This window comes from Pseudomonas viciae (assembly GCF_004786035.1).
In the GTDB taxonomy this organism is placed as follows: Bacteria; Pseudomonadota; Gammaproteobacteria; order Pseudomonadales; family Pseudomonadaceae; genus Aquipseudomonas; species Aquipseudomonas viciae.
Genome location: NZ_CP035088.1, coordinates 2890268 through 2906297, shown reverse-complemented (window position 1 = coordinate 2906297; position 16030 = coordinate 2890268). Strand labels below are relative to the sequence as shown.

18 protein-coding genes are annotated in these 16030 nt (G+C 62.4%); 8 read left to right on the top strand and 10 right to left on the bottom strand.

All coding sequences use genetic code 11. The features are described from left to right. Positions 1-56: 56 nt before the first annotated feature. The 6 genes from EPZ47_RS13285 to EPZ47_RS13260 form a co-directional block, all read right to left on the bottom strand. On the bottom strand, positions 57-1097 hold the full coding sequence (locus EPZ47_RS13285) for an ABC transporter substrate-binding protein (RefSeq protein WP_135845188.1): 1041 nt from the start codon (positions 1095-1097) through the stop codon (positions 57-59). A 178-nt stretch (positions 1098-1275) separates the two neighbouring features. Beyond that, positions 1276-2445 (bottom strand): acetylornithine deacetylase, encoded by a 1170-nt coding sequence (gene argE, locus EPZ47_RS13280; protein WP_135845187.1) that lies wholly within the window; start codon positions 2443-2445, stop codon positions 1276-1278. Then, positions 2438-3112 carry a DUF1028 domain-containing protein gene (locus EPZ47_RS13275; RefSeq protein ID WP_135845186.1) on the bottom strand — a complete coding sequence of 225 codons (675 nt, stop codon included), beginning with the start codon at positions 3110-3112 and terminating at the stop codon, positions 2438-2440. Before EPZ47_RS13275 ends, argE begins: the two co-directional genes overlap by 8 nt. Before the next feature lie 11 nt (positions 3113-3123). Next, positions 3124-3534, bottom strand: coding sequence for a RidA family protein (locus tag EPZ47_RS13270; RefSeq protein WP_003201555.1), 411 nt, complete (start codon positions 3532-3534; stop codon positions 3124-3126). After that, positions 3534-4859 (bottom strand): flavin-containing monooxygenase, encoded by a 1326-nt coding sequence (locus EPZ47_RS13265; RefSeq protein WP_135845185.1) that lies wholly within the window; start codon positions 4857-4859, stop codon positions 3534-3536. The genes EPZ47_RS13270 and EPZ47_RS13265 overlap by 1 nt, the downstream gene beginning before the upstream one ends. 265 nt (positions 4860-5124) lie before the next feature. Beyond that, positions 5125-6051: a LysR family transcriptional regulator gene (locus EPZ47_RS13260; RefSeq protein ID WP_135845184.1), complete on the bottom strand. Its 927-nt coding sequence runs from the start codon at positions 6049-6051 to the stop codon at positions 5125-5127. A 125-nt stretch (positions 6052-6176) separates the two neighbouring features. Here EPZ47_RS13260 and EPZ47_RS13255 point away from each other — a divergent pair, with 125 nt between their 5' ends. The 8 genes from EPZ47_RS13255 (at position 6177) to EPZ47_RS13220 (ending at position 13287) form a co-directional block, all read left to right on the top strand. Beyond that, entirely contained in the window at positions 6177-7016 is an 840-nt protein-coding gene (locus EPZ47_RS13255; protein ID WP_135845183.1) for a pirin family protein, read from the top strand. Between the two features lie 50 nt (positions 7017-7066). After that, the gene (locus EPZ47_RS13250) at positions 7067-8155 is read left to right on the top strand and encodes an alkene reductase (RefSeq protein ID WP_135845182.1); all 1089 of its coding nucleotides are present in this window, start codon (positions 7067-7069) and stop codon (positions 8153-8155) included. A 166-nt stretch (positions 8156-8321) separates the two neighbouring features. Further along, the gene (locus EPZ47_RS13245) at positions 8322-8744 is read left to right on the top strand and encodes a nuclear transport factor 2 family protein (protein WP_135845181.1); all 423 of its coding nucleotides are present in this window, start codon (positions 8322-8324) and stop codon (positions 8742-8744) included. Further along, entirely contained in the window at positions 8741-9496 is a 756-nt protein-coding gene (locus EPZ47_RS13240; protein ID WP_135845180.1) for an SDR family NAD(P)-dependent oxidoreductase, read from the top strand. The genes EPZ47_RS13245 and EPZ47_RS13240 overlap by 4 nt, the downstream gene beginning before the upstream one ends. 3 nt (positions 9497-9499) lie before the next feature. After that, positions 9500-10747 (top strand): NAD(P)/FAD-dependent oxidoreductase, encoded by a 1248-nt coding sequence (locus tag EPZ47_RS13235; protein WP_135845179.1) that lies wholly within the window; start codon positions 9500-9502, stop codon positions 10745-10747. Continuing rightward, a complete protein-coding gene (locus EPZ47_RS13230) occupies positions 10744-11559 on the top strand; it encodes a DUF1365 domain-containing protein (protein WP_135845178.1) in 816 nt (271 codons plus the stop codon). The genes EPZ47_RS13235 and EPZ47_RS13230 overlap by 4 nt, the downstream gene beginning before the upstream one ends. After that, complete coding sequence (locus EPZ47_RS13225; protein ID WP_135845177.1) at positions 11531-12802, top strand: SAM-dependent methyltransferase; 1272 nt, start codon at positions 11531-11533, stop codon at positions 12800-12802. The genes EPZ47_RS13230 and EPZ47_RS13225 overlap by 29 nt, the downstream gene beginning before the upstream one ends. Then, positions 12799-13287, top strand: coding sequence for a DUF2878 domain-containing protein (locus tag EPZ47_RS13220; protein WP_135845176.1), 489 nt, complete (start codon positions 12799-12801; stop codon positions 13285-13287). Before EPZ47_RS13225 ends, EPZ47_RS13220 begins: the two co-directional genes overlap by 4 nt. 21 nt (positions 13288-13308) lie before the next feature. On the opposite strand, the gene EPZ47_RS13215 is transcribed toward EPZ47_RS13220, so the two are convergent. The 4 genes from EPZ47_RS13215 to EPZ47_RS13200 all read right to left on the bottom strand — a co-directional run bounded on the left by EPZ47_RS13215 (position 13309) and on the right by EPZ47_RS13200 (position 15908). After that, complete coding sequence (locus EPZ47_RS13215; RefSeq protein WP_135845175.1) at positions 13309-13614, bottom strand: DUF6482 family protein; 306 nt, start codon at positions 13612-13614, stop codon at positions 13309-13311. Continuing rightward, positions 13611-14120: a DUF3833 domain-containing protein gene (locus EPZ47_RS13210; RefSeq protein ID WP_420825049.1), complete on the bottom strand. Its 510-nt coding sequence runs from the start codon at positions 14118-14120 to the stop codon at positions 13611-13613. Before EPZ47_RS13210 ends, EPZ47_RS13215 begins: the two co-directional genes overlap by 4 nt. Before the next feature lie 26 nt (positions 14121-14146). Then, positions 14147-14713 (bottom strand): chalcone isomerase family protein, encoded by a 567-nt coding sequence (locus EPZ47_RS13205; RefSeq protein ID WP_135845173.1) that lies wholly within the window; start codon positions 14711-14713, stop codon positions 14147-14149. A 139-nt stretch (positions 14714-14852) separates the two neighbouring features. Beyond that, positions 14853-15908 carry a LacI family DNA-binding transcriptional regulator gene (locus EPZ47_RS13200; protein ID WP_135845172.1) on the bottom strand — a complete coding sequence of 352 codons (1056 nt, stop codon included), beginning with the start codon at positions 15906-15908 and terminating at the stop codon, positions 14853-14855. Positions 15909-16030 lie beyond the last annotated feature (122 nt).

Genomic DNA, 16030 nt, shown 5'->3' with positions numbered 1-16030 from the left:
TGGCGAGGGATCTGCTCCCTCGCCACAAACAGGTGGTGTTCGCCGCAGGTTCGGGACTAGCGAGCCGCCCAGGCGTTGAAACGTTGCTCCAGCTCCTCGCCATGGTCGACCCAGAACTCGGCATCCACGGCCCGGGCTTCAGCCAGATTGGCCTCGGCGGTGGGCAACTGTTCTTGCACTGCCGCGGGCAACAAGGCCAGCGTCTTGCGATGCACCGGCCCATAAGGGATGTTTTCCGAGAATACCTTCTGCGCCTGTGGCTGGCTGGCAAAGGCAATGAACTGCTCGGCCAAGGCCTTGTTCGGCGTGCCCTTGACCACGGCCCAGAACTCCGGGTCGTACAGGCTCTGCGGCCAGACGATACTCAGCTTCATGCCTTCCTTTTGCGCCGAGGCGATGCGCCCGTTGTAGGCGGCACTCATCGCCACGTCACCCGCCACCAGCCACTGCGCCGGTTGGGCACCCGCTTCCCACCACTGGATGTTGGGCTTGATCTGGTCCAGCTTGGCGAATGCCCGGGCCACGCCCTGCGGTGTGTTCAACACCTTGTACAAGTCCTGGGCCTTGACCCCATCGGCCAGCAAGGCGATTTCCAAGGTGTACTTGGCCCCTTTGCGCAAACCACGTTTGCCCGGGTAATCGGCCACATTCCAGAAGTCCGCCCAGGATTTGGGCGCCTTGGCGAGCTTGCTCTGGTCATAGGCCAGGACCATCGACCAGACATAGGTAGCTACGCCACATTCGGTGAGTGCCCCCGGGACAAAATCCGCCGGGTCGCCCAGGGCCGTCTGGTCGAGCTTTTCAAACAGGCCCTCCTCACAACCACGCAGCAACTCGGGGCTTTCCACTTCGACCACATCCCAACTGGTGTGACCAGCCGCGACCATGGCCTTGATCTTCGATAATTCACCGTTGTATTCGCCGGCCACGATGCTTCCCGCACCGCTGGCGTTGAAGGGTTGGAAGTAGGCCTTGTCCTGGGCCTGCTTGGTGGCGCCGCCGAAGGAAATCACGGTCAAACTCTGGGGCGCGGCCAGGACGCTGGTACTCAACAACGCCAGGGCACACGCAATATTGCAACGCAAGGATCTGGACATGAAGCGGTTCCTCGAAATGCCGGCTCGCCCGCACGAGCCGGTGACGGGACTCAAAGGTGACCGTAAACACGGGCGGTATGGTCTACAGCAAAGGCTCTTGTCGGCCTGTTCGTTGTCGCCTGGCTGACCACCAGGAATCTGCGTCCATTGAAATCACTCTCCTCAGGCACCCTTGCAGTCAGCAATCATTGGGTTCACAGAGATAGCTCGCCAGCCGATCCATCAAGCGATCGCAGGCGGCCATCTGTTCAACGCTCACGTATTCGTCGGGCTTGTGCCCCTGGTCCATGCTGCCGGGGCCACACACCACCGTTGGCACGCCAGCCTGATGAAACAAGCCGCCTTCGGTGCCGAACGCGACGGTGCTGAACGCGTTGCTACCGCACAGACGGGCGAGCAGTTGCGCGGCGGCGCTGTCAGGGGAAGTCGCCAGGCCTGGGTAGGCGGACAGCTGTTCAAAACGGATCGAGGTGTCGCCTTGCACCGCACGCATCGGCGGCAGCAGCGTCCGCTCGGCAAAGTCTTGCAATTGCTCGGCCACCACTTGCGGGGCGAAATCCGGCAAGGCGCGCACTTCGAAATCGAAGCGGCAATCGGCCGGGACGATATTCAATGCCGTACCGCCCTGGATCACGCCGACCTGCACCGTCGAATAAGCCGGGTCGAAGCGTGCGTCCTGCAACGAGGGATCGGCCAGCGCTGCGCCGATCTCCCCCAACCGGCCAATCAGTCGCGCCGCCTGCTCAATGGCATTCACGCCGTAAGGTGCGTAGGCCGAATGGCAGGCCGCCCCTTTGACATGGCAACGCATCGCCAGCTTGCCCTTGTGGGCCAGCACCGGTTGCAAACGGGTCGGCTCGCCGATCAGGCACAACGCTGGCTGGGGAATGCGCTGCAGCAGCACCTCCAGCAGACTGCGCACGCCCAGGCAACCGACCTCTTCGTCATAGGAAAATGCCAGGTGCAGCGGGCGACGAAGCGGGCTGGCGAGGAACAGCGGCACCGCCGCCAGCACCGAGGCCAGATAACCCTTCATGTCCGCCGTACCCCGGCCGTACAGCTTGCCGCCCGCCTCGCTCAGGCAGAACGGCTCGACCGTCCAGGCCTGCCCGTCCACTGGCACCACATCGGTATGCCCGGACAACACCACGCCATCGGGTACCGACGGGCCGATGCTCGCCAACAGGTTGGCCTTGGTCCGCTCGGGGTTGTAGATCAGCTCGCACACCACCCCCAGGTCGCGCAGGTAGTCACGCACGAACTCAATCAGCGCCAGGTTCGACTCGCGACTGACCGTGGCAAAGCCCACCAGACGGGCGAGTAACGCGCGGCTGCGCAGTTCACTCATCGCCCGGCACTCCATAGCTGGGGGCCTGGGTCGGGTCGAGGGCGCGGGTCAGGTAGTCCTGCAATTGCGGTTGATAGGCCAGCCAGAGTTTTTCCAGCTCGCCGATGGGATTCTCCTCAGCCCAGTCCACCCGCAGATCGACGATGGGCCAGGTCAGGTCATCCACCACCGACAGCGCCGCCGAATGCACCGCCCCGGCTTCGCCACCAGCCTGCTGCCCGGCCTGCAACGCACTCATCAGGCGTGAAGCAAGGCAGCCTCCGCTGTGCTCGAAGGCGGCGACCATGGCCTCGATCACCCCAGCACTGGCCAACAGATTGCCGGCGGCGACGCACTGCTCACCGGCCAGCGCGTTGTGGATGCCCAAGGCATGGCTGCCACTGAAAATCGCCGTGTGTCCATGGGTATCGACCACCGCCACTTGGCGGTACTGGCTGTAGCCATTGCGCGCCAGGGCGCGGTCCACGGCTTCTTGCGCCGTCAGGCCACCGGCCAGCTCGTCAAGGATCAACGGGCCCAGGGCCGGTAGCGTAATGTTCTGGCTCGCCACCGCGCCGACGCCCGCCCGCAACCAGGGGCAACGGGCGCCGACGGCAATGCTCGATGAGCTGATAGCGACACCCAACTGACCGGTTTCGGCGCAGCGCCCGACGATGGAAAAAGTCATGTGCCACTCCTTTATTCAGGGATTACCGCGATCACGTCGATTTCCATCAGCCACTGCGGCTGGCCGAGGGCGCTGACCACCAGCCCGGTGGAAATCGGGAACACACCCTTGAGCCATTTGCCGACTTCCTGGTACACCGGTTCGCGGTAGCGTGGGTCGATCAGGTAGGTGGTGGTCTTGACGATATGGCTCAGGTCGCTGCCGGCCTCTTCAAGCAGTTGCTTGACGTTGCGCATGGCTTGCTCGGCCTGGGCACGAGGGTCGCCAAGGCCCACCAACTGACCATTGAAGTCCGTGCCGACCTGTCCGCGCACATAGACGGTGTTGCCTGCGCGCACGGCTTGGCACAGGTCGTTGTCCAGGGTCTGGTTCGGGTAGGTGTCTTTGGTATTGAACATGCGGATGCGTGTGTGAGTAGGCATCAACGGACTCCCGTGAGACTGGTTTTCGAACGATACGAATCGCTATCGAGTGCTGGGGCCTGGCGCTGGGCAGCATCTTGATAGGCGAGATAAATGCGTTGCTTCACGATGTGATCGGCAATATGCCGGGCGTCATGCCAGACACCCCAAATGAACGCCGAGCCGCGCCGCGACAACCAGGGCAAGCCGACGAAATACAGGCCCGGCTCGCTGGAAACACCGCGCTGATGCCGAGGCTTGCCATTGGCACCGAGGGCGTCGACCTTCAGCCAGCTGTAATCCACCGAATAGCCGGTGGCCCAAATAACGCTGGTCACGCCGGCGGCGACCAGGTCCAGCTCCAGAATCGGCTGGGTCAGGCACTGCGGGTCGGGCAGCAGATCGCGAGCTTCCGGTTCGAGCGGCAGATCCAGACCATTGCGGGCAATGTAGGCGTCGGCGGCATCCAGCAGTGCCAGGTAGTTTTCGTCGCCGCGGGCGATGTTTTCGGCAAGATTCGATTCAAAGGTCACCACACTGCCGTTGAACGACTTCGTTAGGCCTACCAAGGTGATGCCCTCATGGGCCAACCGGCGAAAATCTACGGTGTGGCCACCACGGGCACCGCTCACCGCGATGGTGACGTGCTCTTTGCCAGGCTGGACCGCCTCTGCGTCCCACTCGCCCAGCACCCCCAGCCACCAGCAGAAATCGCGGTTGCGATAGGCCCGTGGCGGACGATCATGAGCGCCCACCGAGAGGTAGACTTGCTTGCCGGCGCGCTGCAACTCGTCGGCGATCTGCACCCCTGACGACCCGGCGCCCACCACCAGCACCGCCCCCTCGGGCAACTGCTGCGGATTGCGATACTCGGCGGAGTGAATCTGGGTGACCGTGGCCATTTCGGGGGCGATCGGCGGAATCACCGGCCGCTGGAATGGCCCGGTGGCGACGACCACGTGAATAGCCTCGATCAGGCCCTCGGACGTTTCAATGCTGAAGCCGGGGCGGCCGACATTGCGCTCGACTTTTTTGACCTCCACACCGGTACGGATCGGCGCATTGAACTTGCGCGCGTAGGCCTCGAAGTAATCGGCCACTTGATCCTTGGCGGCGAAGGCATCGGGGTCGAGCCCCTCGAATTCCAAGCCAGGAAAACGGTCATGCCAGGCCGGGCCGTTGGCGACCAGCGAGTCCCAACGCGCGGTGCGCCAGGCCTCGGCAATCCGGTTGCGCTCCACGACCAGGTGAGGCACACCTTGTCGGCTCAAGTGTTCGCTCATGGCCACGCCGGCCTGGCCGGCGCCTATAACAAGCGTATCGATGCGTAGGGTTTCAACGGGCATGTCTGTGCACTTCCGGCAGTGGGTTGGTTCAGGCCGGCATGGCGCCGCCTCGGGTACTGATTTTTTTGTTCTGCTATTGCGACTATCGGGAAGAGGTGTCGAGGCGATTGTGTTGGCAGGCGGGGATTTGCGAAACGAGGGTTTTTATCGTTGCTGGGAAGGAAAAAACTGGATGCACGCCTGATGTCGAGTCAGGCGTTCCGCAGTGGCTCGGGGCTTGAAGGGAGGATGCGGCAGTGGATCCTGATAACTTGGTATCAAGCGTCTACTGACAGGTCTGTTTCAACTGCGCCGGAAACGCCTTGAGCTCAAGCTTCTCCATCACCAACCCAATGAAGGCCGACACCGCCAGCGGCAACTGACGTCGACTCGGGTAAAGCACATTCAGGCCAAAGCCGGCGCGTTGGTATTGCGGTAGCACGCGTACCAGCCTGCCGGCCTCCAGGTCGAGGCGGCTCAGCGCCGACGGCAGCACGGCGATGCCCAGGCCCGCGACGGTTGCCCTGCGCAACGCTTGGGCGGTGTTGGCGTTGAATCGACTGGCGACCTGCACGTGCTCCTCGATGCCGTCCGGACCGACGAATCGCCAATGGGTCATGCCGCTGGGGTGGGCGAAGCTCACGCTGTCGTGGTGAGCCAGGTCCTGCAGTGAAGCCGGCGCACCGCGTGCGGCGATGTAGGCCGGGCTGGCGACCATGCCATCACCGTCGTTCTTGAGGAGTTGACGGCCGACATACCCCGAATCCTGCAACGGACCGCCGCGAAAGGCGACGTCGATGCGATCGGCAATCAGGTCGACACGGGCATCGCTGAGCACAAAATCAAGTTGCACCCGAGGATGTGCGGCTAAAAAGTCGGCCACCCATTCCATGGGGAAGAAGTCGAAAAAATCCGCCATCGCCGCGATGCGCACCAGACCGCTGGGCTCTTCGCTGCCCATCATCAATTCCTGTCCCGCCTCCATCAGCCCATCCACCGCATCCACGCAGCGTTCATAAAAACCCTGACCCGCATGGGTCAGCGTGAGTTTGCGAGTCGAGCGCTGCAGAAGTCGCGATTCCAGCTGCGCCTCCAACTGCTGCACCCGTCGGCTGACGGTGTTGGATGGCATGCCCAGCCGCCTGGCCGCCTCGGCAAAACTGCCACTGCGGACCACCTGGACAAACAGCGCAACATCGTTGAGATCGAACATGGCGCCGTAATTCCTTCGTTTTTTGGATGAGTTCAATCCGATTGTATCGGCTAATCAATCTATTGGAAGGCACTTATCCTCTCTTGCATCGAGGCCCCCAAACGCTCAAGCATCCGAGGCTCACCATGAACAGCATCGTCAAAGCACCGCCACGCGCCATCGTCCACCGCACCTTTGGCAGCAGCCACGGACCGATCACCCGGCTCATGAGCCCCGGCGACCTGGGCCAGCTCTGCAAGCCCTTCGTATTTCTCGATCTCTTCGGGTTCAAGGCCGACGCCATGCAAAGGGGTTTCGGCATGCACCCTCATTCCGGAATCGCCACGCTGACCTACATGATCGAAGGCCAAATGATCTACGAAGACACCACGGGCCAGTCCGGTACGCTGCCCAGCGGCGGCATGGAGTGGATGCAGGCCGGCAACGGCGTTTGGCATAACGCCCGGCCGGCCGGTGGCTCGCCGATCCAAGGTTTCCAGCTCTGGGTGGCGCTGCCGGCGGCAGAAGAAAATGCCCCGGCCCACAGCCTCTACCTGGCGCCCGCCGAGATCCCCCGGGAAGGCCCGGCGCTGGTATTGCTCGGCCAATACGGCGCAGCCCGCAGCCGCGTCTCCTTCCCCGCCGATATGAATTACCTCGCCGTGCAGTTGCAAGACAACGAGCGCTGGCGCTACACCCCACCGGCCGGGCACACCGTCGCCTGGCTGGCGGTCAACGGCGGCAGCCTCGATGCTGGCGGCAACGTCAATGCCGGAGAAATGGCGGTATTCGCAGAATCCAGCGAGGCCATCGACATCGTTGCCCGGGGCGCGACGTCCTTCGTCCTCGGTTCGGCGGTCAAGCATCCCCACGACCTGGTGCTGGGCTACTACTCCGTGCACACCAGCGAGGCCGCGCTGGAGAAAGGCGAGAAAGAAATCCAGCGCATCGGCGCCCTTTTGCAACAAGAGGGCCGGTTGGCTTAGCCGACCCTCGACTCACCCCCTATCCATACCCCATCACATAGAGGTGAATCATGACCAACATCGGTCTCGATCTTCTGCTGTCCCGTGTTCAGCTCGGCAAGCTGTCCCTGAAAAACCGCATGATCATGGCGCCGATGACCCGCAGCCGCGCAGGCGCGGGTGACGTGGCCACGCCCCTGATGGCCGAGTACTACAGCCAGCGGGCCAGCGCGGGGCTGATCATCAGCGAAGGCTCCCAGGTATCGGCCCAGGGCAAGGGTTACCTGCGCACGCCAGGGATCTTTACCAGCGAACAAATCGCCGGCTGGAAACAAGTGACCGACGCGGTCCACGCCGAGGGCGGACAGATCTTCCTGCAACTGTGGCACGTAGGCCGTCTTTCCCATCCGCTGGTGCAGCTCAACGGCGCCCAGCCGGTGGCCCCTTCGGCGATCAAGGCCGATGGCGAGATCTACACCGCCGAAGGTCTCAAGCCCTATGAACTGCCACGGGCATTGGAGCTCGATGAAATTCCAGGCGTGGTCGCCGACTTTCGCCAAGCCGCGGTCAACGCGAAGCTGGCCGGGTTCGACGGCGTGGAGATTCATGGCGCCAACGGCTACTTGATCGACCAGTTCCTGCGTGACGGCACCAACCAACGTACCGATGCCTACGGCGGCTCGATCGAGAACCGCGCGCGTTTCCTCAAGGAAGTGGTCGAGTCGGTGATCGAAGTCTTCGGTGCCAGCCGCGTCGGCGTGCGGCTGTCGCCGATCTTCAGCTACTTCTCGATGAGCGACAGCAATCCGCAGGCAACTTTTGAATACGCCGCCAGGATGCTCAGCCGTTATGGCCTGGCCTACCTGCATATCGTGGAACTGGGCGAAGGCACGTTCGATTTCCTGGAACTCAAGCGCCGCTTTGGCGGGCCCTACATTGCCAACGGCGGCTACAGCGCCGAACGCGCAGCCACCGCCATCAGCCGTGGTGAAGCGGACCTGGTGGCGTTCGGCACGCCGTTTCTGGCGAACCCGGACCTGGTGGAGCGTTTCAAACTGGGCAAGGCCCTGAACACTCCAGACGCGGCGACGTTCTACCAGGGTGACGAACAGGGTTATACAGATTATCCGACGTTGGCCGAAACCCAGACACAACAATGATCCAGTGAGACGGGAGGCAAGGCTTCAGTGCCCTCCTCTCGTCTCGGCTTGAAATTGTACAAATTCACATTTTCTTATACAAATAACTTTAAAATGTACAACTCCTGAAGTAGGCTTCAAAAACTTGTACAGAGATATGTATCTGTACAATATTTAGGAGCCTAGCATGTCCGCCTATCTCCAACGTTTCGCCCAGGCTTTCGCCGAACTGGACGCCCGACGCCTGGCCGAACTCGATGAGCTCTACAGCGTCGACATCCATTTCCAAGACCCCTTGCACCGGATCGAAGGCCTGACGGCCCTGCGTGAATACTTTGCGCAGTTGTATGCCAGTGCCAGTGACGTGCGCTACGACTTCCACTCGTTCGATGAGGTCGCTCCCGGCGAAGGCTATTTGCGCTGGACCTTGCACTTTCGGCACCCACGCCTGGCGGGCGGAGCCCCCGTAGCATTGTCGGGTTGCAGCCATTTGCGCTGGACCGACCGGGTCTACCACCACCAGGACTTCTTTGACGCCGGTGCCCTGCTCTACGAACACTTACCGTTATTGGGGCCGGTGATCCGCTGGCTCAAGCGCAGGCTGGCATGAGCCGCGTCTGGCTGACCGGCGCCAGCAGCGGCATTGGCGCGGCATTAGCGCAAGTGCTGCTGGAACAGGGTCACCACTTGGCATTGAGCGCGCGCCAGGTAGAACCCTTGCAGGCACTGGCAACACGCTATCCAGACCAGGTGCTGGTAGTGCCAGGCGACCTGACCGACCCGCGCCAGGTCGCCAGGATCTGCCAGCAGATTGACTGTGAGTGGTTGGCGCTGGACCTGGTGATTCTCAATGCCGGTACCTGCGAATACCTGGAGCCTGGACGCTTCGACACCCGTCTCGTCGAACGCGTCATCACCAGCAACCTGCTGGGCACCAGCCATTGCCTGGAGGCCGCCCTACCCTTGCTGCGCCGAGGCCAGTGCCCACATCTGGTGGTGGTGAGCAGCGCGGTCACCTGGCTGGCCCTGCCTCGCGCCGGCGCCTACGGTGCCTCGAAGGCCGCGTTGCGCTATCTGGTGGAGTCCTTGCGTATCGACCTGGCCACCGAGGGCATCGACGTCACCCTGGTGAGCCCCGGTTTCGTCGATACGCCACTGACCCGACGCAACGATTTTCCCATGCCCATGCGCTGGTCGGCGCAACGGGCCGCACGGCATATCGCACGGCGCTTGCCGGCACGGCCTTTGGACATCGTGTTTCCCTGGTTCTTCACCGTCGTCCTGCGCTTGCTTGGACACTTGCCCGCAAGCTGGCGGCTGGCCCTGGGCCGGCGCCTGGCACGCCCCTCCAAGGAATCTTGAGACATGCGCATCGCAATCATCGGCAGCGGCATTTCCGGGCTGACCTGTGCCTATCTGTTGGCTCGTCGACATCAGGTCACTCTGTTCGAGGCCGACAGCCGGATCGGTGGCCACACCCATACCGTGGATGTCGATTGCCAGGGCAGGCGCTTTAGCGTTGATACCGGCTTCATCGTGTACAACGACTGGACCTACCCGAATTTCATTCGCCTGCTGGATCAATTGGGCGTCGCTTCGCGTCCTACGCAGATGAGCTTCTCGGTGCGTGACCCGGCCACCGGACAGGAATACAAGGGCTACACCTTGCGCAGCCTGTTCGCCCGCCGGCGCAACCTGCTGTCGCCCGGTTTCTGGGGCATGCTGCGCGACATCCTCCGGTTCAACCGGCAGGCGACGGCCGACCTGCAGGCGCACCGTATCGACAGCGCCACGCGACTCGGTGACTACCTGCACAGCCACGGTTATGGCCAGCGTTTCATCGACCACTACATCGTGCCCATGGGTTCTGCGATCTGGTCGATGTCGCCGGCCAGGATGCTGGAGTTTCCGCTGCAGTTCTTCGTGCGCTTCTGCCACAACCACGGCCTCCTGTCGCTCAATCGCCGCCCACAATGGCGCGTGATCGAGGGCGGTTCACGCAGTTACATCAGTCCCTTATGCGCCGGGTTTCACCAACACATCCGGCTCAACTGCCCGGTGCAAAGCGTCAGCCGAGACGCGACTGGGGTATGCGTGACCAGCGCCGCGGGCATCGAGCGTTTCGATAAAGTGGTGTTCGCCTGCCATAGCGACCAGGCCCTCGCCCTGCTCGAGGCGCCCAGCACCGAAGAAACCGAGGTCCTCGGTGCCCTGGCCTATGCCAGCAATGAAGTGCTGCTGCACACCGACACGCGATTATTGCCACGGCGGCGCCAGGCCTGGGCGAGCTGGAACTACCGCCTCGGCGGCCCACCTAACGCTCCGGCCGCGCTGACCTACAACATGAACATCCTCCAGGGCCTGGACGCGCCGGTGACCTTTTGCGTAAGCCTGAATCAGAGCGATGCGGTCGATCCGGCGCAGGTGCTTGCGCGCTTCGAGTACGCCCATCCCCAGTACAGCCTCGCCGGGGTAGCCGCGCAGGCCCGCCAGGGTGAATTGCAAGGACACCGGCACAGCTATTTCTGCGGTGCCTACTGGGCCAATGGTTTCCATGAAGACGGCGTGGTCAGCGCACTCCACGTAGCGGAGCTTTTCGGAGAACGCCTTTGAACAGCAGCCTGTGTCGCGGCTGGATCGACCATCGGCGCCATGCACCGCGAGTCCACGCATTTCGTTATCCGATCGGCATGCTGTACCTGGACCTCGCCGAACAGGATCATGTGCTGGGTCTGTCACGCCTGCTGCGGTCATGGCCCCTGGCACCGCTGTGCTGGCGCGAACGCGACTACCTGCCTGCGCGCACCCGCCTGGGTGTGCCCTTGGTCGACGCCGTGCGCGAGATCCTCACCGAAGCGCTGGGTACGGCTCCCCAAGGCGCGATCCAACTGCTGACCCAGCCACGTAGCTGGGGCCTGTCGTTCAACCCGGTGAGTTTCTATTTCTGCCACGAAGCCGACGGGCGCCTGTCGGCGATTCTCTGCGAAGTGCGCAACACCCCGTGGCGCGAGCGTCATCACTACGTGCTGCCGGTACGCCCTGGCGAGCCCCAGGCGTTCCGGGTGGCCAAGGCTTTCCATGTTTCACCGTTCCTGCCCCGGGACATGGATTACCGCATGCGCTTTCGGCTCCAGGACTCCCACATTCGCGTGCACATGGAGAACTGGCGCGACGGGCACAAGGTCTTCGAGGCCCACCTGGCGCTCGAGCGCGAGCCTCTCGATGGCCGGTCGTTGCGCCGCCATGTCCTGGCATTCCCATGGATGAGCCTGCGCACTGTCAGCGCCATCTACTGGCAGGCGTTGCGCCTGCTGCTCAAACGCAGCCCCCTGTACACACACCAGGCAAGCCAAGGCGACCTGAGTATTGGTGAAACCGCCCACAAGGACCCCGACCATGCCCGAACCCACCCTGAGCGTTACTAAGGCCAGCAGCTTCTCCCCGTTCAACGGCGGCTTCTTCAAGCAGGCCGTGCTCGGCCAACTGCGCCGCCTGCGTCACGGCCATCTGCGCCTGACGGTCGATGGCGCGCCGTTGAGTTTCGGCGACCTGAGCAGTCCCTTGGTGGCCGAGGTCGAGATCCTCGACGCCGCCGCCTGGGGCATGGTCGCTGGTAACGGTTCCATCGGCGCCGGCGAGGCCTATATCCGGGGCTACTGGCGCAGCGCCGACCTGACCGCCGTGACACGCCTGTTTGTGGCCAACCTGGAAGTGCTCGACGCCATGGACAGCGGCCTGGCCCGCCTCAGTCGCCCCCTGATGCGCGGCTTGCACTGGCTCAACCGCAACAATCGAAAAGGCTCGCGGCGCAATATCATCGCTCACTACGACTTGGGTAATGAGCTGTTCGAGCGACTGCTCGACCCCACCATGATGTATTCGGCCGCACTGTTCGAAAGCCCGGAGCAAAGCCTGGAAGACGCCCAGCTCAACAAGCTTGAACGCATCTGCCGCAAGCTCGATCTGCGCCCAGGCGACCATTTGCTGGAAATCGGTACGGGCTGGGGCAGCCTCGCCATCCATGCAGCCACTCACTACGGTTGCAAGGTGACCACCACGACCTTGTCCGACGAGCAATACCGCCACGCGCTGCAGCGCATCGAGACGCTGGGCCTGCAGGAGCGCGTGCACGTGCTGTGCAAGGACTATCGTGACTTGCATGGGCGCTACGACAAGTTGGTGTCCATCGAAATGATCGAAGCCGTCGGGCATCGATACCTGCCTGAGTATTTCCGCTGCTGCGCCGCGTTGCTCAAGGATGACGGCCTGATGCTGCTGCAATCGATCACCATCCGCGACCAGCGCTACACCCAGGCCCGACGTTCGGTGGATTTTATCCAGCGCCATGTTTTCCCCGGCGGCGCACTGCCGTCGCTGTCGATTCTGTTGAGCACCGCCAGCACGCGGACGCAACTCAACCTGCTGCACCTTGAGGATTTCGGTGCGCACTACGCCCGTACGCTGCGACACTGGCATGAGAATCTGCGCCAATCGCGCCAGGTTTTGTTGGAGCTGGGCTATGACGAAACCTTCCAGCGCCTGTGGGAATTCTACCTGTGCTACTGCGAAGGGGGATTCCAGGAGCGTGCCATCGGCGTTGCCCAGTTGGTGTTCGCCGGCCCCGCTGCCCGCCCGACGTCCCTGGCGGAACAACGGCAGGCCCGATGAACCGCATCGGCCTGCTGATCAACGCACTCTGGCTGCAACTGGGCTGGTGGGGATGCGTGGCCGGCGCCCACCAGCCAGGCTGGCTGCTGGTGGTAATCTGTGGCCTGCTCGCTCACCTTGCATTCAGCCCGACGCCCAAGTCCGAGTTCTATGCGGTGACCAGCGTTGGCCTCTGCGGCATGTTGCTGGACTGGAGCCTGGGCGCACAGGGCCTGTTCGTGTTCAAGCAGAGCCCGTTGCCACTTTGGCTGGCCCTGCTCTGGTTGGTCTTCGCCACGGGCTTGCGGCATAGCCTGGCCTGGGCCATACGGCCGGTCTGGCGCGGTGCGCTGGCAGGCATGGTGGGTGGTCCGCTGGCCTATTGCGTGGGAGCACCATTGGCCGGGGTCACGCTGCCCCTTGGCGTACTCGGAACCGCGTTGGTCTTGGCCCCTCTCTGGGGGTTATGGCTACCACTGGCGCTGCGCCTGGCTGAATCGCGCTGACCACGGGATGCAAGCGGGCAGCTACCAAGGCTCGTCCAGAAAAAGTGGGAGGCGCAATGGCTCGACCACCCCCTCGCGCAAACCGCACATTTCATCATGGACCACCTGTTGCACCAGCACGCACGGCAGGCGCGGCACAAAACGCAGCAGTTCACGAAGATGGGTGGTAGAGCGCACCGGCAACGTCTTGCCCGATTCGTCGAGCAGCGTATACAACCCACTGCCCCGCCGAGCGCGCAACACGTAAAGACCGCCTTCCAGCGACAAGAGCTCGAGTTCATGGATCCGACCGTCGACGGCCAGATCGGTCAGCTCCTGCAAGGTCATGGCGTACTCCCGGCCTGACGACGGAAAAACAGGGTCACCTGGCCCAGCTCGACACCGAGCTTGCTCATGCTGGAACGGTTGATCAGCGTGTCTTCATCCATCAGGTACATCCAGTCATCGAAAGTGACTTCATAGGTCGAACCGTCGACCGGCAGGTTCAGCCGATAACGCCAACGTAGAGCATTGCCGGCCACTTCTCCCTGCGCCTCGCCGATCACGTCGTCCGCACGACCGCGCCAAAGCCCTGGCCCAACAGGCGTCAACGTCCAGACCCGCCGCTGGCGAGTGCCATCGCTGTAGAGGAAACGCTCATCCAGGATCAGTCGATCACCCTCGTGGCGGCTGGAAATCTCCACCACAAAACGCTTGATCACTTCACCCGAACGCTTTTGATAGATGCCCCAGGCCTTGACGGGATTGCTGAAAAACTGCGCCAGATCCAGTCGTGGTTGCTGGTCGGCATAACGTTCGACATTCACATTCCCGCAACTGGTCAGGCCCAGCATCAGCAGCAATGCCAGCAGAAAATGCTTCACTGATTCTCTCTCCCTTCACTTGAACTCTGGATTCCAAGTAATTGATTCCTAAGAATGGGTTCTCGAGTTCGAGGATCGAGCCAGATAGCAAAAAATGCCTGGGCAAACAGTGGGTCTGCGACCACAAGAGACAGCTTTTCACCCACATAGAAATGACAGCCCTGCCCCGGTAGATACACGCCAGTGATACGGCTTCCAGGCTTCACATCAATAAAAGCACGGCGCATTTGACCGGCCCATTCGTCCCGGCGCTTGACGTCCAGGGGCGCCCCGTTGAGGCGCTGCATTTCCTTCAGGCTCGTTTGGACCAAAGCCTCTTTACCGATGGCGCGCCGGTAACTGAGTTCCAGGGCAAACGCCGTTTCCAGGCTTGGCACAGCGGCCGCACTCCAGAGCCTGGCCTGGTAGATGTCGAACCCGTACCAGTCGAAATCGGCTTGCCCGACCAGACGCGTGCCTGGCAAAACGCCGCGCCAGTCCGACAAGGTTTGAGTGCAATAAAGCGTAGACATGCAAACGACTATGGCGACCAAGCTTTTCCTGAGCGCGAGCGACCGGGCCATGAAAGCACTACCCGTTTACCAAGGGAGCCTTGATAATTGTACAAGAAATTAATTTTGTACAGCTTTTAAAGAAAACTCCGCTGACTTAGTGGTCACGAGGATCATTTCGCAGAATGGATAAACCGGATCGTATGTGCAGCTATATGCTTTCCGACACATCGATCTGAAGTGGCACCACCCGCCTTGACGCCGAGCCTGGCGGCGTGGCTGTTGCTGCCTCGACCAGTGCTTCGACCGCTTGTTCGGCCATGGCCGCGACAGGATGCGACAGCACCGCCTGGACCAGCCCCGTCTTCAACGCGTCACGCGTCAGTGGCGTCAGGTCATGGCACACCACGATGGGCAAGCGCAGCTGTCGGTCCTTGAGATCGCGCAAAGCCCGCAACACCCCCGCTATACCACCTCCAGCCACATAAAGCCCGACAAGATCAGGTTCTGCCGTGAGCAGGTCCAACGTGTTGCCATAGGCGAACTCATCGTCCTCCAGCGTCAGGCGCGAGGCGAGCAGTTCCCATTCGCTGGAGTGCTCCGCCAGATAACTGCGAAAGCTCAGTTCGCACAACTCCTGGCACTGGAAACGCTGGCTGCTGAGCATGACCGCCACCGGGCCGGGCTGGCCGGCGAGGCGGCTGACGAACCAGCCTGCCGTGCGCCCGGTGAGCCGGTTGTCCAACCCGACATAGCCGGTGCCGGTAGCGCTGGACAACTCGGACAGCAGTGCCACCACCGAAACACCCGTCTCGCGCAGTTGTGCGACCGCCTCGCGCACCCTGGGATGGTCCACCGCCACCACGCCCAGGCCGTCCACTTGATCGCGCAAGGACGAGATGCGCTGCGCCACGGTGATCGGGTCAAGCTCATCCAAATAGCCGATGACCACCCGAATCCGCGCTCGCGTGCAGGTTACGGCGGCATTTGACAACGCGTGGGCAAGGCCTTGGTAAAAAGGCACGCCACTTTTCTGCAACAGGAAGCCAAGCCGCAAGGTCGGGCGGTCGTTGAGCACCCGCTGTTCGATAACGCCCTTGGCATGAAACCCCAACCGCGCGGCAGCCGCGGCGATGCGCTGGGCGGTGTCGGCGCGCACGTCAGCGCGCAGGTTCAGCACCCGGTCTACGGTGGACAGGCTGACTCCGGCTTCCCGAGCGACATCGGCCATCGTGGGACGCAGTTTACGACGTGACTTCTCTGACATGTTTTGACACCTCTATTGGGCATCATAAGGGGTTTTGACAGATTAAGCCATCCACCCATGGCCCCTTCCCCGGCAACCCAATAGCATCAGGCCAAGCACATAAAAACAAACACAGCCGGAGT